21 protein-coding genes are annotated in these 20,482 nt (G+C 61.9%); 7 read left to right on the forward strand and 14 right to left on the reverse strand.

The genetic code is table 11. The features are described 5' to 3' along the window. Positions 1-35: 35 nt before the first annotated feature. Genes FHX06_RS15785 through phnG form a run of 7 tightly spaced genes read right to left on the reverse strand, consistent with a single transcriptional unit; the run spans position 36 to position 5,205 of the window. A complete protein-coding gene (locus FHX06_RS15785) occupies positions 36-653 on the reverse strand; it encodes a DapH/DapD/GlmU-related protein (protein WP_113211190.1) in 618 nt (205 codons plus the stop codon). After that, positions 650-1,360, reverse strand: a complete 711-nt coding sequence (gene phnL / locus FHX06_RS15790) for a phosphonate C-P lyase system protein PhnL (RefSeq protein ID WP_183879993.1) — start codon at positions 1,358-1,360, stop codon at positions 650-652. The genes FHX06_RS15785 and phnL overlap by 4 nt, the downstream gene beginning before the upstream one ends. 4 nt (positions 1,361-1,364) lie before the next feature. Further along, positions 1,365-2,141: a phosphonate C-P lyase system protein PhnK gene (gene phnK / locus FHX06_RS15795; protein WP_018114984.1), complete on the reverse strand. Its 777-nt coding sequence runs from the start codon at positions 2,139-2,141 to the stop codon at positions 1,365-1,367. Further along, complete coding sequence (locus FHX06_RS15800; protein ID WP_113203512.1) at positions 2,138-3,013, reverse strand: alpha-D-ribose 1-methylphosphonate 5-phosphate C-P-lyase PhnJ; 876 nt, start codon at positions 3,011-3,013, stop codon at positions 2,138-2,140. The genes phnK and FHX06_RS15800 overlap by 4 nt, the downstream gene beginning before the upstream one ends. Then, positions 3,010-4,116 carry a carbon-phosphorus lyase complex subunit PhnI gene (locus FHX06_RS15805; RefSeq protein WP_113211191.1) on the reverse strand — a complete coding sequence of 369 codons (1,107 nt, stop codon included), beginning with the start codon at positions 4,114-4,116 and terminating at the stop codon, positions 3,010-3,012. Before FHX06_RS15805 ends, FHX06_RS15800 begins: the two co-directional genes overlap by 4 nt. 4 nt (positions 4,117-4,120) lie before the next feature. Continuing rightward, a complete protein-coding gene (gene phnH / locus FHX06_RS15810; RefSeq protein WP_113211192.1) occupies positions 4,121-4,729 on the reverse strand; it encodes a phosphonate C-P lyase system protein PhnH in 609 nt (202 codons plus the stop codon). Further along, a complete protein-coding gene (gene phnG / locus FHX06_RS15815) occupies positions 4,729-5,205 on the reverse strand; it encodes a phosphonate C-P lyase system protein PhnG (protein ID WP_029616446.1) in 477 nt (158 codons plus the stop codon). Before phnG ends, phnH begins: the two co-directional genes overlap by 1 nt. 131 nt (positions 5,206-5,336) lie before the next feature. On the opposite strand from phnG, the gene phnF reads away from it, so the two are divergent. Next, entirely contained in the window at positions 5,337-6,074 is a 738-nt protein-coding gene (gene phnF, locus FHX06_RS15820) for a phosphonate metabolism transcriptional regulator PhnF (RefSeq protein ID WP_113203509.1), read from the forward strand. 72 nt (positions 6,075-6,146) lie between these two features. On the opposite strand, the gene FHX06_RS15825 is transcribed toward phnF, so the two are convergent. From FHX06_RS15825 to FHX06_RS15855, 7 genes are all read right to left on the reverse strand, one after another. After that, positions 6,147-6,782, reverse strand: a complete 636-nt coding sequence (locus FHX06_RS15825) for a 2,3-bisphosphoglycerate-dependent phosphoglycerate mutase (protein ID WP_112542810.1) — start codon at positions 6,780-6,782, stop codon at positions 6,147-6,149. 22 nt (positions 6,783-6,804) lie between these two features. Continuing rightward, the gene (dapB, locus tag FHX06_RS15830) at positions 6,805-7,629 is read right to left on the reverse strand and encodes a 4-hydroxy-tetrahydrodipicolinate reductase (RefSeq protein WP_112542809.1); all 825 of its coding nucleotides are present in this window, start codon (positions 7,627-7,629) and stop codon (positions 6,805-6,807) included. 18 nt (positions 7,630-7,647) lie between these two features. After that, positions 7,648-9,435 (reverse strand): ABC transporter ATP-binding protein, encoded by a 1,788-nt coding sequence (locus FHX06_RS15835; RefSeq protein ID WP_018114976.1) that lies wholly within the window; start codon positions 9,433-9,435, stop codon positions 7,648-7,650. 93 nt (positions 9,436-9,528) lie between these two features. Next, positions 9,529-10,545 carry a glucokinase gene (locus tag FHX06_RS15840; RefSeq protein ID WP_112542807.1) on the reverse strand — a complete coding sequence of 339 codons (1,017 nt, stop codon included), beginning with the start codon at positions 10,543-10,545 and terminating at the stop codon, positions 9,529-9,531. A 28-nt stretch (positions 10,546-10,573) separates the two neighbouring features. Beyond that, a complete protein-coding gene (locus tag FHX06_RS15845) occupies positions 10,574-10,954 on the reverse strand; it encodes a methylglyoxal synthase (protein WP_018114974.1) in 381 nt (126 codons plus the stop codon). Positions 10,955-11,048: 94 nt separating this feature from the next. Next, positions 11,049-12,143 carry a penicillin-insensitive murein endopeptidase gene (mepA, locus tag FHX06_RS15850; RefSeq protein WP_113211193.1) on the reverse strand — a complete coding sequence of 365 codons (1,095 nt, stop codon included), beginning with the start codon at positions 12,141-12,143 and terminating at the stop codon, positions 11,049-11,051. Between the two features lie 111 nt (positions 12,144-12,254). Beyond that, on the reverse strand, positions 12,255-12,827 hold the full coding sequence (locus tag FHX06_RS15855) for a hydrolase (protein WP_113211194.1): 573 nt from the start codon (positions 12,825-12,827) through the stop codon (positions 12,255-12,257). Between the two features lie 41 nt (positions 12,828-12,868). On the opposite strand from FHX06_RS15855, the gene FHX06_RS15860 reads away from it, so the two are divergent. The 6 genes from FHX06_RS15860 (at position 12,869) to FHX06_RS15885 (ending at position 20,440) form a co-directional block, all read left to right on the forward strand. Next, positions 12,869-13,498 carry a TetR/AcrR family transcriptional regulator gene (locus tag FHX06_RS15860; protein WP_113211461.1) on the forward strand — a complete coding sequence of 210 codons (630 nt, stop codon included), beginning with the start codon at positions 12,869-12,871 and terminating at the stop codon, positions 13,496-13,498. Between the two features lie 112 nt (positions 13,499-13,610). After that, positions 13,611-15,443: an extracellular solute-binding protein gene (locus tag FHX06_RS15865; protein WP_183879995.1), complete on the forward strand. Its 1,833-nt coding sequence runs from the start codon at positions 13,611-13,613 to the stop codon at positions 15,441-15,443. 150 nt (positions 15,444-15,593) lie between these two features. Further along, positions 15,594-16,682, forward strand: a complete 1,089-nt coding sequence (locus tag FHX06_RS15870) for a microcin C ABC transporter permease YejB (RefSeq protein ID WP_113146770.1) — start codon at positions 15,594-15,596, stop codon at positions 16,680-16,682. Beyond that, the gene (locus FHX06_RS15875) at positions 16,682-17,830 is read left to right on the forward strand and encodes an ABC transporter permease (RefSeq protein ID WP_113016220.1); all 1,149 of its coding nucleotides are present in this window, start codon (positions 16,682-16,684) and stop codon (positions 17,828-17,830) included. The genes FHX06_RS15870 and FHX06_RS15875 overlap by 1 nt, the downstream gene beginning before the upstream one ends. Continuing rightward, positions 17,827-19,455, forward strand: coding sequence for an ABC transporter ATP-binding protein (locus FHX06_RS15880; RefSeq protein WP_113146772.1), 1,629 nt, complete (start codon positions 17,827-17,829; stop codon positions 19,453-19,455). The genes FHX06_RS15875 and FHX06_RS15880 overlap by 4 nt, the downstream gene beginning before the upstream one ends. Positions 19,456-19,480: 25 nt before the next feature. Then, positions 19,481-20,440 (forward strand): 2-hydroxyacid dehydrogenase, encoded by a 960-nt coding sequence (locus FHX06_RS15885; RefSeq protein ID WP_113211197.1) that lies wholly within the window; start codon positions 19,481-19,483, stop codon positions 20,438-20,440. Positions 20,441-20,482: the final 42 nt, after the last annotated feature.

Genomic DNA, 20,482 nt, shown 5'->3' on the forward strand with positions numbered 1-20,482 from the left:
GTCCTGTCACAAAACTCTGCCCCGCAACATTCGGCTCAGCCGCCGTAGCGCGAAAGGAAGTCTTCGGCGCCAAGTGCCCGGAAATCAGGCAGTGCGCCGCGCAACCGGTCGTGTTCCCAGTTCCACCAGGCAAGCCTGTCCATGCGCTCGCCGATCTCCCTCGGAAAGCGCTCTCGGATGAGCTTGGCCGGCACGCCGCCGACGATCGTGTAGGGAGCGACATCCTTCGAGACGACGGCCCCCGCGCCGATGACGGCCCCGTTGCCGACGGTCACGCCGGGCAGGATCGTGGCGCCATGACCGATCCAGACATCATTGCCGATGACGACCCGGTTGGAGCGGCGCCATTCGAAGAATTCGCTTTCCATGTCGGCATCCGGCCAGTAATCGACGGCGCGGTAGGTGAAGTGGTGCAGCGTCGCTCGCCAGGTCGGATGGTTGGTTGCGTTGATACGCACTGCGGCGGCGATGTTGACGAACTTGCCGATCGTCGCGCACCAGATCGAGCCGTCCTGCATGATGTAGGAATAGTCGCCGAACTCCGCTTCGCTGATGCGGCAGCGCTCGGAAACTTCCGTGTAGCGGCCGAAGGTCGAGTTGGAGACGGCGGCGGTTTCATGGAAATAGGGCTCGATGCCCAGCTTGCGGCTCATGCTGCGATCGCCTTTCGCGGAGAGAATTGCTGGACGTCGAGAATGCGGTCGGCAACGGCTTCACGCACTTCCTCATCGTGGAAGATGCCGAGCAAAGCGACGCCCGCCTTCTTCTTTTCCTCGATCATGCCGACGACGACGGCACGGTTCTTAGCGTCGAGCGAGGCGGTCGGCTCGTCGAGCAGCAGGATCGTGTGATCGGTGATGAAGCCGCGGGCGATGTTGACGCGCTGCTGTTCGCCGCCCGAGAAGGTGGAGGGCGGCAGCTGCCAGAGGGCTTCCGGCAGGTTGAGCTTTTCGAGCAGGCTTGCTGCTTTTTCGCGGGCGCTGTCGGCCGCTTCGCCGCGTGCAAGCAGCGGCTCGGCGACGACGTCGAGGGCCGCAACACGCGGCACAGTGCGCAGGAACTGGCTGACGTAACCGAGCGTGTGGCGCCGCACGTCCAGGACGGTGCGCGGGTCGCCGGCGGCCAGATCGACGATCTTGCCCTTGTGGTTGACGAGGATCTGCCCGCTGTCGACGGCATAATTGCCGTAGATCATCTTGAGCAGCGAGCTTTTGCCGATGCCCGATGGGCCACCGAGCACGACGCATTCGGCCGATGCCACCGAGAAGGAGACATCCGAGACGACCGGCAGCTTGAGGCCGCCGCGCAGGTGCATGGTGAAGCTTTTGGCGACTTCTGAAACGACGAGAGGCGTTGCCATTTTCTTAAACCTGCAGGATCGAGGAAACGAGGAGCTGGGTATACGGCTCGCGCGGGTCGTCCAGCACACGGTCGGTCAGACCCTGCTCGATGACGTGGCCGTCCTTCATCACCATCATTCGGTGCGACAGGAGGCGGGCGACGGCGAGATCGTGCGTGACGATGATGGCCGAGAGACCGAGATCGTTGACGAGGCCGCGCACCAGATCGAGGAGGCGTGCCTGCACCGAAACGTCGAGACCGCCGGTTGGCTCATCCATGAACACGAGGCGCGGGCCGGTGACGAGGTTGCGGGCGATCTGCAGGCGCTGGCGCATACCGCCGGAAAAGGCGCGCGGCTGGTCATCGATGCGGCCGGCGTCGATTTCGACGCGCTCCAGCCAGTCGATTGCGGTGGAGCGGATCTTGCCATAGTGCCGATCGCCGATCGCCATCAGGCGTTCGCCGACATTGGCGCCGGCCGAGACCGTCATGCGCAGTCCGTCGGCCGGGTTCTGGTGCACGAAGCCCCAGTCGGTGCGCATCAGAAAGCGACGCTCGGCCTCGTTCATGTGGTAAAGGTCGCGGTAGCTGCCGTCGCGCATGTGATATTCGACACTGCCGGTCGTCGGCATCAGCCGGGTAGAAATGCAGTTGAGCAGCGTCGTCTTGCCCGAGCCGGATTCGCCGACGATGGCGAGCACTTCGCCCGGCCAGAGCTCGAAGGAGACATTCTTGCAGCCGATGCGGTTGCCGTAGAATTTCGAGAGGTCGCTGACTTTGAGAAGCGGTGTTTCGGTCATTCTGCAGCCTCCCGGGCCAGCAATTCGCCGGCATGTCCATGTGCTCGGCGGTCGTCGCAATAGTCGGTGTCGGAGCAGACGAACATGCGCCCGCCCTTGTCGTCGAGGATCACTTCGTCGAGATAGACTTCCTCCGCGCCGCAGAGCGCGCATGGCTTGCCGAAGCGCTGGATCTCGAAGGGATGGTCTTCGAAATCGAGGCTGACGACATCCGTATAGGGCGGCACCGCATAGATGCGCTTTTCGCGACCGGCACCGAAGAGCTGCAGTGCCTCGGACTTGTGCATTTTCGGATTGTCGAATTTCGGCGTCGGCGAGGGGTCCATGACATAGCGGCCGTTGACCTTCACCGGATAGGCATAGGTCGTGGCGATGCGACCGTTGCGGGCGATATCCTCGTAGAGCTTCACATGCATGAGGCCGTATTCTTCCAGCGCATGCATCTTGCGTGTCTCGGTTTCGCGCGGTTCGAGGAAGCGCAGCGGTTCCGGGATCGGCACCTGGTAGACGAGAACCTGCCCGGTCCCGAGCTTTTCCTCGGGGATGCGATGGCGCGTCTGGATGATCGTCGCGTCCTTGGTATGGGTCGTGACGGCGACATTGGCGACTTTCTGGAAGAAGGCGCGAATGGAGACGGCGTTCGTCGTGTCGTCGGCGCCCTGGTCGATGACCTTGAGAACGTCATCAGGCCCGATGATGGCCGCCGTCACCTGCACGCCGCCGGTTCCCCAGCCGTAAGGCATCGGCATTTCTCTGCTGGCGAAGGGAACCTGGTAGCCGGGAATGGCGATCGCCTTCAGGATGGCGCGGCGGATCATGCGCTTGGTCTGTTCGTCGAGATAGGCGAAATTGTAGGTGGCTAGATCACTCATTCGGCGGCCTCCTTTTGGGTCTCGCCGCTGTCGCGGGCGGCTTCGAAATCGCGGCGCATGCGGCGGACGAGGTCGAGTTCGGCCTGGAAGTCCACATAATGCGGAAGCTTAAGGTGTTCGACGAAACCGGTCGCCTGCACATTGTCGGAATGGGAAATGACGAATTCCTCGTCCTGCGCCGGCGCGGTGATATCCTCGCCAAGCTCTTCGGCGCGCAGCGCACGATCGACGAGAGACATGGCCATCGCCTTGCGCTCGCTCTGGCCGAAAACCAGGCCGTAGCCGCGGGTGAACTGTGGCGGCGCCTTGGCCGAACCTTTGAATTGGTTGACCATCTGGCATTCGGTGAGCTGGATAGGTCCCAGAGAGACGGCGAAGCCAAGTTCCGGTACGTCGAACTCCACCTCGACCTCGCCGATGCGGATTTCACCGGTGAAGGGGTGGTTGCGGCCGTAGCCACGCTGGGTGGAATAGCCGAGCGCCAGAAGGAAGCCTTCGTCGCCGCGGGCCAGCGCCTGCAGGCGAAGATCCCTGGTCATCGGGAATTCCATCGGCTCGCGCGTCAGGTCGCCCGTCTCGTGGTCCTCGGGCAGTTCGCCGTCGTTCTCGATCAGCCCTTCCTGGCCGAGGATCTCGGAAACGCGCATGACGCGGCCGCTCTCCGCCTCCCGCAGCGCCGGCTCTTCCACGGCCTCATCCGAAAGCAGCGAGGGATCGAGCAGGCGGTGCGTGTAGTCGAAGGTGGGCCCAAGCAGCTGCCCGCCCGGAAGATCCTTATAGGTCGCTGAAATACGGCGCTCGATCTGCATCTTGGCGGTGTCGAGCGGCTTCGAATAGCCGAAGCGCGGTAGCGTCGTACGATAGGCGCGCAGCAGGAAGATCGCCTCGATCATGTCCCCGCGCGACTGGCGCACGGCAAGGGCTGCGAGCGTCCGGTCATAGAGCGAGGCTTCGGCCATCACGCGGTCGACGGCGAGCGCCAGCTGTTCGACGATCTGCTCGATGCCGATGGCCGGCACTGAGCGGTCGCCGCGCCGGCGGTCGGCGAGCAGGCGGTGAGCATTGGCGATGGCGGCCTCGCCACCCTTGACGGCAACATACATGAGCTCAGATCTCCGTTGCTGTGATCTTGGTGGTGCGCGGCAGGCAAAGGAAGCGCTTGCCCGCCGTCAGCACGATGTCGACGCCGCGTGGAAAGAGCGCGCGGTTTTCCGTCCAGAGGCGCAGGAAGGTTTCCGGCAGGCCGACAGGCGCGATCTCGGTCACGCTCTGGATTCCCGGCCCCATGAGGGCGAGACGGCGTCCGCCTTCGAGGTCGGCAAGTTCGATCACGACAGTCGTGGAACGGTCGGGATATTCCTGAGTGCCCGCAGCAAAAAGGCCGAAGGTGGAAAGCATCGTGCCCGCCTCGATGAAGGCGAAACGCGCTTCGGCCTTTTCGGCAGTCAGCGGCGCGCCGGTGTGGAAGCCGAGCCACTCGGGAATTGCAGACTTGGCAAGCCCCGCGGAAAGCCAGACCGGGGTGTCATGGTCGCAGAGCGTCAGGCCGATCGCGCCGGCGGCAATGCCGAGTGGTGCCGGTGGCACGATGTCGGGTGTTACGGTCTGGATCGTGCCGGGCCGGGCCATGCCGTCCATCAGCATCTTGAACACGCTCTGGGCCTGGAAGACCGGCTCGACAAAGCCGCCGGTCAGAACATCGGTCTTGGCACTCATCAATCTTCTCCCCGGACCATGGTGAAGAAATCGACGCGGGTCGCAGCCGTTTCCTCAGCCTTGCGGTTGACGTCGTCGCCGATCCGCCGAGCGATCGGCGAAAGCAGGTTTTCTTCGACGAAGCTCTTGGTCGCCTCTTCCTGCCAGAGCGCATCGAAGATGGCTGAAAGCCGCGCCTTCTCACGGTCGGTACCGAGCGCCTGCGCATGTCCGACGGAGCCGGAGGCGAGGCGCACCGTTGCGCGTGTCACCGTCACTTCGCCGAGATTGAAGGGCGCTCCGCCGCCGCCGATGCGGCCGCGGACCATGACGAGGCCGGTTTCCGGGCCACGCACCGGCTGCACCACCGGCTTTTCCGCCAGCGCATCCCACGCTGCCAGCAATTCCTGTGTCTCGGCGCGGGCGAGCAGATCGACGGTGCGTTTACGCCCGTCATCCGTTCGCGCCGCAGCTACCGTCTTCTCCGCTGCCGTCATCATCTTTTCCTTGAAATGTCTATTGATATAGACAACCATACAAGCTATACCTATCCCTAAATCGGCGAGGTGACAAGCGTGTGACACGGCGCGACCGAAATTGGCCGAGCCCGAAGATGAGCAGGGGTGCAATGGCAGGAATAAAGCAGGTGCAGCGGCAGACAGGGGTGGCGCTGTGGCGGCAGATCGCCGACAGGATCCGCGAGGCGATCAGCCGCGGCGCCTACGACGAGACGGGCATGGTGCCGCCGGAAACCGTTCTGGCGCTGCAGTTCGGCGTCAACAGGCATACCGTCCGCAGCGCACTCGCAGCCCTTGCCCAGGAAGGCATCGTGCGCGCGGTGCAGGGCCGCGGCACGCTGATCGAGCGCAAGGAGCGCCTGAATTTTCCGATCAGCCGCCGTACCCGTTTCACCGACGGTCTCAGAGATCAGGCACGCGAGACACACGCGCTCCTGCTCGGCCATGCAGAAGAAGTGGCCGATGCCGAAGTGGCCCGCTGGTTGCGCGTGGCCGAGGGTACACCGGTCATCCGGCTGGAAACGGTGCGTGATGCGGATAAACGGCCCGTCGCGCGCGGGACGAGCTGGTTCCCTGCCTCACGTTTTGCCGGCATCGGCGAGATCTACAGGAAGACCGAGTCCATCACCAAGGCTTTCGCGGTACTTGGCCTGTCGGATTATGTGCGCGCCACCACGGAGATCACTGCCACCCACGCCGACGCCGGCGATATCGCCGATCTCGAGCTGACACCGGGCGCCGTCCTGTTGATCACCAAGGCGATGAACACCGATCTGGAAGGCGTGCCGGTGCAATATTCCATCAGCCGCTTTGCCGCCGACCGCGTCCAGTTCACCATCGAGAACTGAATATGGCGAAGACTGAAAACGAAAAGGCCGGGCGCGAGCCCGGCCTTGAACCTTATCGATGCCTGATCGTGCTCAGTGCGCGCCGGACATGTCGCCGAGCACTTCCTTGGAAGCGACGGTGGAATCGGCCTTCAGCTTGTAGACCATCGGCACGCCGGTCGCGAGATTGAGCGACAGAACCTGTTCGCGGGTGAGCTTGTCGAGAACCATGACCAGCGAACGCAGCGAATTGCCGTGCGCGGCAACCAGCACCTTTTCGCCGCGCAGGACGCGCGGAAGGATTTCCGTCAGATAGTAAGGCCAGACGCGGGCGCCGGTGTCGCGCAGGCTTTCGCCGCCCGGAGGCGGAACGTCATAGGAGCGGCGCCAGACATGCACCTGCTCTTCGCCCCACTTGGCACGGGCATCGTCCTTGTTGAGGCCGGAGAGGTCGCCGTAGTCGCGCTCGTTCAGCGCTTGGTCGCGGATCGTCTCGAGATCAGGCTGGCCGACCTTGTCGAGGACGAGCTTCAGGGTGTGCTGCGCGCGCACCAGCGCGGAGGTGAAGGCGATATCGAACTTGATGCCATAGTCGGCAAGCGCCTGGCCGCCGGTCGTGGCTTCCTGGATGCCGAGCTCGGTCAGATCAGGGTCCTTCCAGCCGGTGAAAAGATTCTTGAGATTCCAGTCGCTCTGGCCGTGGCGAACGAGGACGAGGGTACCGCTCATGAAAAATGCCTCCGAGAAATGGTCAATGGGAAGAAAGCCCGAGAACGTCGAGCATGGAATAGAGCCCCGGTTTCTTGTCGCGCGCCCAAAGCGCTGCCTTGATGGCGCCGCGCGCGAAAATCGAACGGTCGGTTGCGCTGTGCGAAAGGGTGACGGTCTCGCCTTCGCCGGCAAAGAGCACCGAATGCTCGCCGATGACGGAGCCGCCGCGCAATGTCGCAAAGCCGATCGTACCGGCTTCCCGCGCGCCGGTATGGCCGTCACGCACGCGTACGGACTTCGCGCCAAGATCGATATTGCGGCCCTTCGCCGCCGCCGCGCCGAGCAGCAACGCCGTGCCCGAGGGTGCGTCGACCTTGCGCTTATGATGCATTTCGAGGACTTCGATGTCCCAGTCGACAGGATCGAGCGCCTGGGCTGCCTGCTGCACGAGAACGCTAAGCAAGTTGACGCCGAGGCTCATATTGCCGGATTTGACAATGCGGGCATGGCGCGAAGCCGCCGCAATCTTCGCATCGTCCTCTTGCGAGCAGCCGGTCGTGCCGACGACATGAACGATACGGGCCTGCGCGGCGAGACCGGAAAATTCGATGGAGCCAGCAGGTGACGTAAAGTCCAGCACGCCCTCGGCATGCAGGAACGCTGCCAGCGGATCGTCGCCGATGATGATGCCGTTGGGACCGAGCCCTGATATTTCGCCGGCATCCTTGCCGATGAAAGGAGAGCCCGGCCGCTCGACCGCTGCATGCAGCGTAACACCATCGATGGAATGGATGAGACGGATGAGCGTCTGCCCCATGCGCCCCGCCGCTCCGACCACAACCAGTTTCATCGCAGCGTCGCTCATGTCAGTCCATCATCCTGATCAGTATGAATCAGAAGCCGAAGGCCTCTGCAGATTATTGAGGCGAGCGTAAAGACCGTCGCTGACCTTCGCAAGCGTCTCGTGATTGCCTTCTTCCACGACGCGGCCCTGCTGCATCACGATGATCTTGTCGGCGCGCACCACGGTCGAAAGCCGGTGCGCGATGACGACGACCGTGCGGCCGGTCATGGCCTCGTCGAGCGCCTTCTGCACGGCTGCTTCCGATTCCGTATCGAGCGCCGAGGTCGCTTCGTCGAGAAGCAGGATCGGCGCGTTGCGCACCAAGGCACGGGCGATCGAAAGCCGCTGGCGCTGCCCGCCTGACAGTGTCACGCCGTTTTCGCCCACGGGTGTGTCATAACCCTGGGGCTGGGAAACGATGAAGTCATGCGCATAGGCAAGCCGCGCCGCCTTTTCGATCTCTTCATCCGTCGCTTCCGGACGACCGTAGCGAATGTTATCGCGGATCGTGCCTTCGAAGAGATAGGGCTGCTGCGAAACATAGGCGAGCTGCTGGCGCAGCGACTGCTTGGTGACGTGCGCAATATCTTGCCCGTCGATCAGGATCTGGCCTTCCTGCGGATCGTAGAAGCGCGGAATGAGGCTGATGACGGTAGACTTGCCGGCGCCCGACGGGCCGACAAGTGCTGTCGTTTTTCCACCCTCGGCCGTCAGCGTCACCGTGTTCAGCACGCTTTCATTGCCATAGGCAAACGAGACGTTTCGCAGCTCGATCTTCGCTTCGGTCACGACAAGTGGCTTTGCATCCGGTAATTCGCGCTGACGCGGTTCCATGTCGAGCAGTTCGTAGATCATTCGGGCGTTGACGACGGCGCGCTCCATCTGAACCTGCAGGCGGGCAAGGCGACGGGCCGGATCATAGGCGAGCAGCAGCGCCGTGACGAAGGAGAAGAAGGCACCCGGCGGTACGCCCTGGTAGATCGAGCGGTAGGCCGCATAGGCAAGCACGCTCGCGACGGCGAATCCGGCAAAGCTCTCCGTCAGCGGCGAGGTGCGTTCGGAAAGCCGCGCTATGCGGTTTGCCCGGCCTTCGGCCGCCGAAATCAACTTGTTGACCTTGTTTTCAAGTGCGTCTTCCATCGTGAAGGCCTTGACGATGGAAATACCTTGAATCGTCTCCTGCATGGCGCCGAGAACATGGCTGTTGAGGTTGACTGCCTCGCGGGTTGCCGAGCGAAGACGCTTGGAAACATAACGCAGCGCATAAAGCAGTGGCGGTGCCAGAATGAAAACGGCAAGGCTCAGCAACGGGTCCTGAACGACCATGACGCCGATCAGGGCGACGAAAGTCAGGAGGTCACGGACCGTCGAGGTTATGGTCAGGTTCAAAACGTCGCGGATGCCGGTGACGTTCTGGCTCACCTGGGCGGCGATATGCGCCGAACGAGCCTCGTTGTAGTAGCCGACGGAGAGCGTCATCAGATGCGAATAGATCCGCCGCTGGTAGCGCGCGACGATATCGTTACCGATCCGCGATAGCGCGACACCCTGCCCGTAGCTCGCAAAACCGCGCAGCATGAAGGCGATAAAAATGGAAAGACAGATGATCCAGACAACGTCCGCACGCCTGTTGGCGAAGGCCTCGTCGATGATCGCCCGCATGATCCAGGCGGTGAAAGCCGTCGAAAGCGCCACAACGATCAGGCAGGCAATCGCGAAGACATAGCCCCAGAGATGGTCCCGGCCGTTTTCCGCAATGATGCGTTTCAGGATGCCGGTTACGGTATCGCTGTTGGCGTGTGGTTGTCTGCTGTCGGCGGCTTCCAAAAAAGATTTCCTGTCTCAGGATCGCATGCCTTGAGCGCGGCACGCATATTCGCGGGCTCTATAAAGAGTCGAAGAAGCTTTGGCTAGACAGGCTCAGGCCCGCCAGCGCCTCCCATCCGTCGAAAGGCCGAAGTTTCCTGGCATGCGCGCATAGGAGGAAAGCCCGGCAAGAGCAGCCAGCGGATGCGTGACGACATAGGTCGGGATCGTCCGCAGCAGCGCTGAATGCGGTGCCTTGTCTTCGAAAGCGGCCCGGAATTCCGGCATTTTCAGTGCCGGAAGGATCTTTTGCGAGATGCCGCCCGAGAGATAGACACCGCCGCGGGCCATGAAAAGCAGCGCCATGTCGCCCGCCACGCGGCCGAGATAGGTGGCAAACAGCGAGACGGTTTCGACCGCGACCTTGTCGCTGCCGGCAAGCGCATGCGACGTGATGTCCGCCGGGTCGCTCATGGTCGGCCCCACACCGTCGGCCGCGCAGATGGCGCGGTAAAGATTGACGATGCCGCGTCCGCAGAGGATCTGCTCGGCCGAAATGCGGCCTTCGATGGTCTCGACATGCGGGAAGATTTCATAGTCGCGCTTGCTGCGCGGCCCGAGATCGACATGCCCGCCTTCGCCCGGAACCGGAATCCACGTCGACTGGGTATGGACGAGGCCACCGACACCGAGGCCCGTGCCCGGTCCGAGAACGACGCGGGAGGCGACCATGTCACCAGAGGCATTGCCGATACGTTCGCGATTATCGTCCGAGAGTGCCGCGATCGCCAGGGCCTGCGCTTCAAAGTCGTTGACGACGAGCACGTCGACGAGCCCGAGGCCCTCTATCATCCTCTTTGGGCGGACCACCCAGGGGCAGTTGGTCAGCGGGATTTCGTCGGCCTTGATCGGGCCGGCAACGGCGAGGATCGCTGCACGCGGCTGCACGGAGGTCTTGTCGAGCACGCCCTTCTGGATCGCCTCGTCGATCGTCGGATAGTCGGCGGTGCGCACATTGGGAAACTGCTTCGGCTCCGCATAGGCATCCGTCAGAATGGAGAAGCGGGCATTCGTGCCACCGATGTCACCGATCAGGATCGGAAAGGGCAAGGGAGTAGAGGATGCAGTCATGGCCGGTTCCGTGCTGTAGCCCGAGGGATCAGGCGTTGAGGGTAGGGAGAAGCTTTTCGGCTGTCGACCCGTTGAGCGCCATCGGAATGTCGTACACGATCGCAAGCCGCATCAGCGCCTTTACATCGACATCATGCGGCATCGGCGTCAGCGGGTCCACGAAGAAGATCAGGGCGCTGACCTCGCCGGTGGAAATCAGTGCACCGATCTGCTGGTCGCCGCCGAGCGGGCCGCTTTGCAGCCGGGTCACGTGAAGGTCGGGTGCGGCATCGAGCACACGCCCGCCGGTCGTGCCGGTAGCGACGATTTTCCATTGGGCGAGGAGATCTCTGTTTCGGCGGGCAAATTCCGCCATGTCGTCCTTCTTCTGGTCATGCGCAATCAATGCTAGGCACTTGCTGCCGGCCATGGTCGGACCCTCCGCGCGAGAATTCAATCGATTTGGCCGCTTCTACACCAGGCGTTTGTGATTTGAAAGACAGCCGCCCGCCAGCCCGTTCAGCCTATTGCACCATCGGCTTGTCGTTCGGAACCGGGCCGACGGAAGGAAGCGCGCTGCCGGTATCGACAGGTGGTGCCGCCGCCGGGGCCGCCGTCAGTGCACTCGCCGCGGAGGGACCACCATAGGTCCCGGCTTCCGCGGAGGCGATGGGCGGGGCGTTGACAACGGCCGAGCAAGCCTTCGGCAGGTCGGAGACCATGACCTCACGCGGCGGCTTCGGCGGCTTTGCACTCGGCTTCGGCGCCGCCCACGGCTCTTTCGTAAACCACCAGGCCAGCGACTTGTCGCAGCCGTCCCCGGCCGCCACCGGCGCCTGCCCCGTACAGCCCTTGTCGCCCGGCGGGCATTTCATGCGGATGTGGAAATGCGAATCGTGCCCGTATTCGGGCCTGAGCTTGCCGAGATTGGTGCGGTCGCCGGTCCAGGTGTCGCACATCTTCTTCTTGATCGCCGGGTTGACGAAGATGCGCTGGACTTGCGGATAGCTTGCCGCCAGCATCAGAAGTTCTGCCCGCTGCTCGCTCCACACTTTCGGGTCGACGGTCAGGAACTTGTCTTTCTGCAGCATGGTGGTGAAGGGCAGGTCTTCCCGCTGTTCGTAGGTCAGGCGTTGGGCGGGCATGGGTGTAAACCAGACATCGGCATCCAGCCCGATCTGGTGCGAGGCGTGACCGTTGAACATCGGCCCGCCGCGCGGCTGAGCTATATCGCCGACGAGGATACCGGGCCAGCCGATCTTGGCCCGCGCATCCTGCGAGAACTTTTCCAGAAGTGAGATCATCGCGGGATTGCCCCAGCGCCGGTTGCGCGAAAGGCGCATCGCCTGCCAGGTCGGCCCGTCGGCCGGCAGCGCCTCCGCACCGGTCATACAGCCTTTGGCGTAGAAACCGATCGGCTGCGCAGGCCCCTGCGTCGGCAATTTCACCGCGCCGAAGATGGCCTTGGCGCTGCCGGGGCTTGGCGTCTTCTGTTGTGCGCCTACATCGCCGGCGACAAGGCTTGCGCCGATTGCCCCGGCAAGCGTCAGTTTGCCAAACGTCCTGAAGTCAAAGGCCAATTTGCCGAGTGTCCTGAAAGTCTGGGCCTTGAAAGCCATGCCGTTCCCTTGCCGCATTTACCAAAGTGATTTGCGATCGAATCTATCGTGAAAAGCAATTTTGGTGAATCGATGTTTTGGCCGGCGGGACGAGGACGGATCGCCGCATCGTCAGTTGTTGGTCAAGACCTCGGCCGTTTTGCGCACGCGCGAAAGGCGCGGCAAGATGCGCTCGCAGGACAGTGAATGCATCTCGGCGGTGAAGGTGCTCATCGCATCCTCGACGGCGATGACAGCGTAATTATGGGCATAGGCATCGCGGATCGTCGCCTCGACGCCGAAATTCGTGGCGATGCCCGTCAGGATTACAGTCCCGATGCCGCGGCGGCGAAGCTGGAGATCCAGCTCCGTGCCGTAGAAGGCGCTCCACTGATGCTTGACGATATGGATGTCGGCTGCGAGCGCAGCGATTTCCGCCGGTGCTTCAAGCGCGGCCGCCGGAAGGCCACCTTCGGGGAAAACCGCCGGCTCGTCCACCGGCTGGTTGACAGCATCGGCATAGTCCGGGGAGAATCCGACAGTGACGAGTATCACCGTCCCGCCTTCGGACTTCAGCTTGGTAGCGATGGCGGCGGTATTCTCGATCACCTGCCGGGCCGAATGAGGGGCGAGTTGCCGGCTGACGATAAAGCCTTGCAGGTCGATGGAAATGAGTGCGGTGGTCTTGGGATCGTAGAGGGACATGGGAAGTCTCCGTGGTGAAGAAATATGAGGATATCCTCACAATGAAAAATACGAGGATAGCCTCACAAAAATCAAGCCCGGAACCGCAAACCCGTGTGCCGAAGCGTCAGCGCGGGCATGAGCGCGTCGCCGTGCTGCTCGAGGCAGCAGCCAGGGTCTTTCTCGAAAAGGGTTATGACGCCGCGACCATGACGGAGATTGCAGCGGCAGCGAATTCGTCGATCGGCTCGCTTTATCAGTTCTTTCCGACCAAGCTTCTGCTTGCCGAGGCGCTGCATATCGATCGCCTGCAGCGTTTGAACAGCGGGCTCGCAGATCTCGCTGAGAAGACCCGGGGGAAGGGCGCTGCCGAAATCGGTGACGCCATCTTCACGCGGTTTGGCCGCTTCATCGAGGATTATCAGGAATTTCCGGTTCTTGCCGCGCGGCGCGACGTTCCCAAGGAGCGCAAGGCGAAATCGCGCGCGGAGCTTCGCACCAGCATCACCGCACTCTTGAAGAATGCCGAACCGTCGGTCGAGCGCGATGTGGATCTCCTGGGCGCTCTCGTCCTGGAGCTTTTGCGCATCGTCGTCGCCGCCGCCAACGACCCCGACGGCTCGGGCGATCCGCGCCTGGTCGGGGAACTGCGGCGCATGCTTCGCAAGCGTCTCGAGGAAGTGACGCCCTGACCTCCAATGATAAGGTCAAAATTTCGCGAGCCTGGTAAAAAACAAACTCTTTCCTGTTTTTCGCCTGCATTTCTCGTATTGTCGGCGAAAGCTAATAACAGGGGAAGAATGAATGGCGGCTTCGTGGTCGAAAATCGGTGTTCTGGTAGCATTGGTGGGTGCGCTTGCGCCTGTGACTGTAGCGGCTCAGGACCAGCAGTTCCAAATCGGCAGCTCGGTCATCAGCGAAATGAAGTACAAGCCGGGCTTTACCCGTTTCGACTATGTCAATCCCGATGCCCCGAAAGGCGGCGACCTGCGCCTGTCTTCGAGCGGCACTTTCGATACCTTCAATCCTTTGCTGGCCAAAGGCCAGACGGCGGTAGGCTTGTCGCTGGTTTACGATACCCTGTTGAAGCCCGCCGATGATGAACTTCTCGTCTCCTATGGCCTGCTTGCTGAAGGTCTCTCCTATCCGGCCGATGTCTCGAGCGCGACCTTCCGCCTTCGCGAGGAGGCGAAATGGGCCGATGGCCAGCCGGTCACGCCCGAAGACGTCGTTTTCAGCTTCGACAAGACCAAGGAGCTGAACCCGCTTGCCGGAAACTACTACCATCACGTGGTCAAGGCCGAGAAGACGGGCGAGCGGGACGTTACATTCACCTTCGATGAAAAGAACAATCGCGAGCTGCCGAACATTCTTGGTCAGCTGATGATCGTGCCGAAACACTGGTGGGAGGCACCGGGGCCGGACGGTAAGCCGCGAGATATCTCGAAAACGACGCTGGAGCCCGTCATGGGTTCGGGGCCGTACAAGATTGCCGCCTTCTCGGCTGGTGCGACGATCCGCTACGAATTGCGGGATGACTATTGGGGCAAAGACCTCAATGTGAATGTCGGTCAGAACAATTTCCGCAACATTCTCTACACCTATTATGGCGATCGGGACGTCGAGTTCGAAGCGTTTCGGGCGGGCAACAGCGATTACTGGCAGGAGACTTTTGCTGCGCGCTGGGCAACAGGGTATGATTTCCCCGCCGTAAAGGAAGGGCGCATCAAGAAGGAAGAAGTCACCAATCCCCTGCGTTCCACCGGCATCATGCAGGCGCTCGTGCCGAATATGCGACGAGACATCTTCAAGGACGAGCGGGTGCGCGAGGCGTTGAACTACGGTTTCGATTTCGAGGAATTGAACCGCACCGTCGCCTTCAACAGCTACAAGCGCATCGACAGCTACTTCTGGAACACCGATCTTGCCTCATCCGGCCTTCCGCAGGGCAGGGAACTTGAAATTCTTCAGGGCTTGAAGGATCAGGTCCCCGCGGACATCTTCACGACCCCCTACAGCAATCCCGTCGGCGGGGATCCGCAGAAGAGCCGTGACAACCTTCGCAAAGCGATCTCTCTTCTGAAGGAAGCCGGCTGGGAGCTGAAGGGCAATCGCATGGTCAATGCCAAGAGCGGCCAGCCGATGAGTTTCGAGATATTGTTGTCGAGCCCCGTGCTTGAGCGCTGGGCGGTGCCCTATGCCACCAATCTGAAGAAGATCGGCATCGATGCGCGCGTCCGCACGGTCGATGCCGCGCAATATACCAACCGCGCGCGCAGCTTCGATTACGATATGATCTGGAATGTCTGGGCTCAGACCGTGAACCCGGGTAACGAGCAGGCCGACTACTGGGGATCGGGTTCCGCCAATCAGCAGGGCTCGCGCAACTATGCCGGCATCGCCAATCCGGCCATCGATGCGCTCGTTCGCATGATTATTTTTGCTCCCAATCGAGATGAGCAGGTTGCCGCCATCAAGGCCATGGACCGCGTGCTGCTCGCCAATCACTACGTCATTCCGCTGTTCTACCGCGACACCTATTCGATTGCTTATTGGAACACGGTGACGCGTCCGGCAGAGTTTCCGGCATACAGCCTCGGCTTCCCCGATGCCTGGTGGTCCACTTCGGCGAAATGAGCAGACTTGCAATGCGAAGAGGCCTGCGCTCCAAATGGCATCGGCGAATCATGAAACGGCCGGCACATGCCGGCAAGGGAAGGCTGGCAGATTGAACGGCAATAGACTGGACGGCGTGCAGGCGAAGATATCCCCCGAGGCTCGAGACTGATGGGGGGCTATATCCTTCGCCGCCTGCTCCTGATGATCCCGACGATCGTCGGCATCATGGCAATTTCCTTCATCGTCGTGCAGTTCGCCCCCGGCGGTCCGGTCGAGCAAGTGATCTCCCAGTTGACTGGCCAGGCCGACAGCGCCGACCAGCGCCTGTCCGGCGGTGGTGATCTCCTTGGTGGCGGTGGCGGCGACGAAGGCTCGAAATATCGCGGCGCTCAAGGGCTCGATCCAGAGCTCATCGCCAAGCTGGAAAAGCAGTTCGGCTTCGACAAACCACCGCTGACCCGCTTCGGCGAGATGATGTGGAATTACATCCGCTTCGATTTCGGCGAAAGCTTCTTCCGCAATACGACCGTGCTCAATCTCATCAAGGAGAAGCTGCCCGTCTCGATCTCGCTCGGCATCTGGATCCTGATCTTTTCCTACGCCATTTCCATTCCGCTCGGCATCCGCAAGGCGGTCAAGGACGGCTCCTCATTCGATGTCTGGACGTCGGGCGTCATCATCGTCGGTTATGCCGTGCCGAGCTTCCTGTTCGGCATCCTGCTGATCGTGCTGTTCGCCGGCGGCTCCTTCTATGACTGGTTCCCGCTGCGCGGCCTGACATCCGATAATTTCGATCAGCTCGCCTGGTGGCAGAAGCCGCTCGACTATTTCTGGCACCTCACGCTGCCGCTGATCTCGCTGGCGCTCGCATCCTTCGCCACCACCACGCTTCTGACCAAGAATTCCTTCATCGACGAGATCAAGAAGCAATATGTCATCACCGCGCGCGCCAAGGGCCTGAACGAACGGCAGGTGCTCTACGGCCATGTCTTCCGCAACGCCATGCTGATCGTCATCGCAAGCTTCCCCAGCGCCTTCATCTCCGCCTTCTTCACCGGCTCGCTCCTGATCGAGAACATCTTCTCCCTCGATGGCCTCGGCCGCCTCGGTTATCTCTCGGTCGTCAACCGCGATTACCCGATCGTCTTTGCGACGCTCTACATCTTCTCGCTGCTCGGCCTCTTCGTCGGCCTGATTTCCGACCTGATCTATACCTGGATCGATCCGCGCATCGATTTCGAGCGGAGGGACGTCTGATGGATGTCGCCGCAAACCCGACGACGGCTGCACCCGTCCGCCCGCCCCGCAAAGGCCTGCTCTCGCCCACCAACATCAGGCGCTGGAACAACTTCAAGGCCAACAAGCGCGGCTACTGGTCGCTCTGGCTGTTCCTCGTCCTCTTCGTACTCAGCTTGCTTGCCGAATTCATCGCCAACGACCGGCCGATCATCGCCTCCTATAAGGGCGAGATCCTTTTCCCCGTCGTCGTCGATTACCCGGAAGATAAATTCGGCGGCTTCCTGGCCGAGACCGACTATCGCTCTTCCGTCATCGCGGATGAGATCGATGCCAATGGCTGGATGATCTGGCCTCCGATCCGCTATTCCTACCAGTCGGTCAATTCCAACATCCCGCATTCGGCCCCGACCCCGCCCTTCTGGCTGATGTCGAAGGAGGAGCGCTGCTCGGCCTATCCGCAGGGCATCAACGATCCCGGCTGCAGGCTCGGCAATCTCAACTGGCTCGGCACGGACGATCAGGCCCGCGACGTTCTGGCCCGCGTCATCTATGGCTTCCGCATTTCCGTTCTCTTCGGCCTCGTGCTCACCATCTGCTCGGCCGTCATCGGTGTGACGGCGGGTGCCATTCAGGGCTATTTCGGCGGCTGGACCGACCTTCTCCTCCAGCGCTTCATCGAGATATGGTCCTCGATGCCGGTGCTCTACATTTTGCTTATCATTGCCGCCATCCTGCCGCCTGGCTTCTTCGTGCTGCTCGGCATCATGCTGCTCTTCTCCTGGGTGGGCTTCGTCGGCGTCGTGCGCGCCGAGTTCCTGCGTGCCCGCAATTTCGAATATGTCCGGGCCGCAAGGGCGCTCGGCGTCAACAACCGCACCATCATGTGGCGGCATATGCTGCCGAATGCGATGGTCGCGACGCTGACCTTTCTGCCCTTCATCCTCTCGGGCTCGATCACCACGCTGACCTCGCTCGATTTCCTGGGCTTCGGCATGCCGCCGGGCTCTCCCTCGCTCGGTGAACTGATCGCCCAGGGCAAGGCCAACCTCCAGGCGCCGTGGCTTGGGCTCACCGCCTTCTTCACCATGTCGATCATGCTCTCGCTCTTGATCTTCGTCGGCGAAGCGGTGCGCGATGCCTTCGATCCGAGAAAGACGTTCCAATGAGTGCAGCTCTGCTCTCCGTCCGCGATCTCTCCGTCGCCTTCCATCAGGGGGGCGAAACCTCGCTTGCCGTCGATCGCATCTCCTTTGATATCCAGAAGGGCGAGGTTCTGGCGCTTGTCGGCGAATCCGGGTCCGGCAAGTCTGTCTCGGCCAATTCGGTGCTGCGGCTTCTGCCCTATCCCGCTGCCAGTCACCCGAGCGGCGAAATCCTGTTCAAGGGCAAGGATCTGCTGAAAGCCTCCGATCGCGAGATGCGCGCCGTGCGCGGCAACGACATCACCATGATTTTCCAGGAGCCGATGACCTCGCTCAATCCGCTCCATACGATCGAAGGGCAGATTGCCGAAATCCTGGCGCTGCATCAGGGCATCACCGGCCAGGCGGCGCGCACCCGCGTGCTGGAACTCCTGAATCAGGTCGGCATCCGCGAGCCGGAAAAGCGCCTGAAAGCCTATCCGCATGAACTCTCGGGCGGCCAGCGCCAGCGCGTGATGATCGCCATGGCGCTCGCCAATCGGCCGGAATTGCTGATCGCCGACGAACCGACCACCGCACTCGACGTCACGGTCCAGGCGCAGATCCTCGAGCTCCTGCGCAAGCTGAAGGGCGAGCACGGCATGTCCATGCTCTTCATCACCCATGACCTCGGCATCGTGCGCAAATTCGCCGACCGCGTCTGCGTCATGACCAAGGGCAAGATCGTCGAGACCGGACCGGTGGAAGAGGTTTTCACCAATCCGCAGCACGACTACACCCGCCATCTGCTTGCCTCTGAACCGCGCGGCGATCCGCCGGCGACCGATGCCTCCAAGCCTGTTGTCATGGAAGGCAATGACATCAAGGTCTGGTTCCCGATCAAGGCCGGTTTCATGCGCAAGGTGGTCGATCACGTGAAGGCCGTCGATGGCATAGACCTGACGCTCCGGGCCGGGCAGACGCTCGGCGTCGTCGGTGAATCCGGCTCCGGCAAGACCACGCTCGGCCTGGCGCTCACGCGTCTCATCTCCTCGAAGGGGCGCATTTCCTTTGTCGGAAAAGATATAGCGAGCTATTCATTCACGGACATGCGGCCGCTGCGCAACCAGCTTCAGGTCGTCTTCCAGGATCCCTATGGTTCGCTGAGCCCGCGCATGTCCGTCGGCGATATCGTTGCCGAAGGCCTGAAAGTACATGAACGTTCGCTGTCATCAGAAGAGCGCGACCAGCGCGTCTGCTGGGCGCTCGAGGAAGTCGGCCTTGATCCGCTCACCCGCTGGCGCTTCCCGCATGAATTCTCCGGCGGCCAGCGTCAGCGCATCGCCATTGCCCGCGCCATGGTGCTGAAGCCACGCTTCGTCATGCTCGACGAGCCGACCTCGGCGCTCGACATGAGCGTGCAGGCACAGGTCGTGGACCTCTTGCGCGACCTGCAGAAGAAGCATGATCTCGCCTATCTCTTCATCAGCCACGACCTGAAGGTGGTGAAAGCGCTTGCCAATGATGTCATCGTCATGCGGTTCGGCAAGGTGGTGGAGCAGGGGCCGTCAGCGGATATCTTCCAGGCGCCGAAGGATGACTATACCAAGGCATTGATGGCCGCCGCCTTTAATATCGAGGCGGTGCCGACATCGGCAGTTCAGCAATAAAAGACGGGCAGCAGTAAAGAAGATCATGTCAGCAAGACCTCCCATCCTCGTCGATCTCAAGTTCGACCCCGAGACCGTCGCCCGCATCCTCAAGACCGCCTTTGCCGATCGCGGCAGCATCAATTCAGCCGATCCCGCCAGCAAGGAACTCGACCTGACCGGCGTCGATTATGCGCTGCTCTGGAAGCCGGATGCCGATATCTTCCGGCGCGCGCCGAACCTGAAGGTGCTGTTCTCAGGCGGCGCCGGGGTCGATAGCATCCTCTCCATCCCCGATCTGCCCGACATCCCGATCGTCCGCTTCGCCGACCGCAGCCTGACGACCCGCATGAGCGAATGGGTGGTCATGCAGTGCCTCATGCATCTGCGCCTGCAGCGCGCGCATGACCGGGACCAGCGCGACCGTATCTGGGGCAAGCTTGTCCCGCCGGAAGCCGCCGAAATCACCGTCGGCGTCATGGGTCTCGGCATTCTCGGCCAGGATGCCGTCGCCAAGCTGCGCGTCATGGGCTTCAACGTCATCGGCTGGTCGCGCTCGAAGAAGCAGGTTGAAGGCATCGAAACCTTCGACGGCCCGCAGCTCGACACCTTCCTGTCGAAGACCGATATCGTCGTCGGCCTGCTGCCGCTGACGCCTGACACCACGGGCCTCTACGACAAGGCCTTCTTCGCCAGGCTCCGCCAGGGCGGTGCGCTCGGCAAGCCGGTCTTCATCAATGCTGGTCGCGGCAAGAGCCAGGTCCAGGCCGATATTGTCGCCGCAATAGAAGGCGGCGTGCTCGGCGGCGCCTCGCTCGATGTCTTCGAGGTCGAGCCGCTGCCGGCGGACGATCCGCTCTGGCATCTGGAGAATGTCTTCATCACCCCGCATGATGCCGCGATCTCGGAAGAGAACGCGCTTTTCCGTCATGTCGAGACCCAGATCGCCCGTTTCGAACGCGGCGAGCCGCTGCAATTCGTCATCGATCGCAAGGCGGGGTACTAAGCATGTCGCGCAAAAATGTGCCGCGGTTTTGCGATAACGACA

The organism is Rhizobium sp. BK512, from assembly GCF_014194915.1.
Taxonomy (GTDB): domain Bacteria; phylum Pseudomonadota; class Alphaproteobacteria; order Rhizobiales; family Rhizobiaceae; genus Rhizobium.

Bases quoted from the DNA above. Each gene is read 5' to 3' on its own strand.
- FHX06_RS15785 (WP_113211190.1), bottom strand. From the start codon at position 653: ATGAGCCGCAAGCTGGGCATCGAGCCCTATTTCCATGAAACCGCCGCC.
- phnL (WP_183879993.1), bottom strand. From the start codon at position 1,360: ATGGCAACGCCTCTCGTCGTTTCAGAAGTCGCCAAAAGCTTCACCATG.
- phnK (WP_018114984.1), bottom strand. From the start codon at position 2,141: ATGACCGAAACACCGCTTCTCAAAGTCAGCGACCTCTCGAAATTCTAC.
- FHX06_RS15800 (WP_113203512.1), bottom strand. From the start codon at position 3,013: ATGAGTGATCTAGCCACCTACAATTTCGCCTATCTCGACGAACAGACC.
- FHX06_RS15805 (WP_113211191.1), bottom strand. From the start codon at position 4,116: ATGTATGTTGCCGTCAAGGGTGGCGAGGCCGCCATCGCCAATGCTCAC.
- phnH (WP_113211192.1), bottom strand. From the start codon at position 4,729: ATGAGTGCCAAGACCGATGTTCTGACCGGCGGCTTTGTCGAGCCGGTC.
- phnG (WP_029616446.1), bottom strand. From the start codon at position 5,205: ATGACGGCAGCGGAGAAGACGGTAGCTGCGGCGCGAACGGATGACGGG.
- phnF (WP_113203509.1), top strand. From the start codon at position 5,337: ATGGCAGGAATAAAGCAGGTGCAGCGGCAGACAGGGGTGGCGCTGTGG.
- FHX06_RS15825 (WP_112542810.1), bottom strand. From the start codon at position 6,782: ATGAGCGGTACCCTCGTCCTCGTTCGCCACGGCCAGAGCGACTGGAAT.
- dapB (WP_112542809.1), bottom strand. From the start codon at position 7,629: ATGAGCGACGCTGCGATGAAACTGGTTGTGGTCGGAGCGGCGGGGCGC.
- FHX06_RS15840 (WP_112542807.1), bottom strand. From the start codon at position 10,545: ATGACTGCATCCTCTACTCCCTTGCCCTTTCCGATCCTGATCGGTGAC.
- FHX06_RS15845 (WP_018114974.1), bottom strand. From the start codon at position 10,954: ATGGCCGGCAGCAAGTGCCTAGCATTGATTGCGCATGACCAGAAGAAG.
- mepA (WP_113211193.1), bottom strand. From the start codon at position 12,143: ATGGCTTTCAAGGCCCAGACTTTCAGGACACTCGGCAAATTGGCCTTT.
- FHX06_RS15855 (WP_113211194.1), bottom strand. From the start codon at position 12,827: ATGTCCCTCTACGATCCCAAGACCACCGCACTCATTTCCATCGACCTG.
- FHX06_RS15860 (WP_113211461.1), top strand. From the start codon at position 12,869: ATGAAAAATACGAGGATAGCCTCACAAAAATCAAGCCCGGAACCGCAA.
- FHX06_RS15865 (WP_183879995.1), top strand. From the start codon at position 13,611: ATGGCGGCTTCGTGGTCGAAAATCGGTGTTCTGGTAGCATTGGTGGGT.
- FHX06_RS15870 (WP_113146770.1), top strand. From the start codon at position 15,594: ATGGGGGGCTATATCCTTCGCCGCCTGCTCCTGATGATCCCGACGATC.
- FHX06_RS15875 (WP_113016220.1), top strand. From the start codon at position 16,682: ATGGATGTCGCCGCAAACCCGACGACGGCTGCACCCGTCCGCCCGCCC.
- FHX06_RS15880 (WP_113146772.1), top strand. From the start codon at position 17,827: ATGAGTGCAGCTCTGCTCTCCGTCCGCGATCTCTCCGTCGCCTTCCAT.
- FHX06_RS15885 (WP_113211197.1), top strand. From the start codon at position 19,481: ATGTCAGCAAGACCTCCCATCCTCGTCGATCTCAAGTTCGACCCCGAG.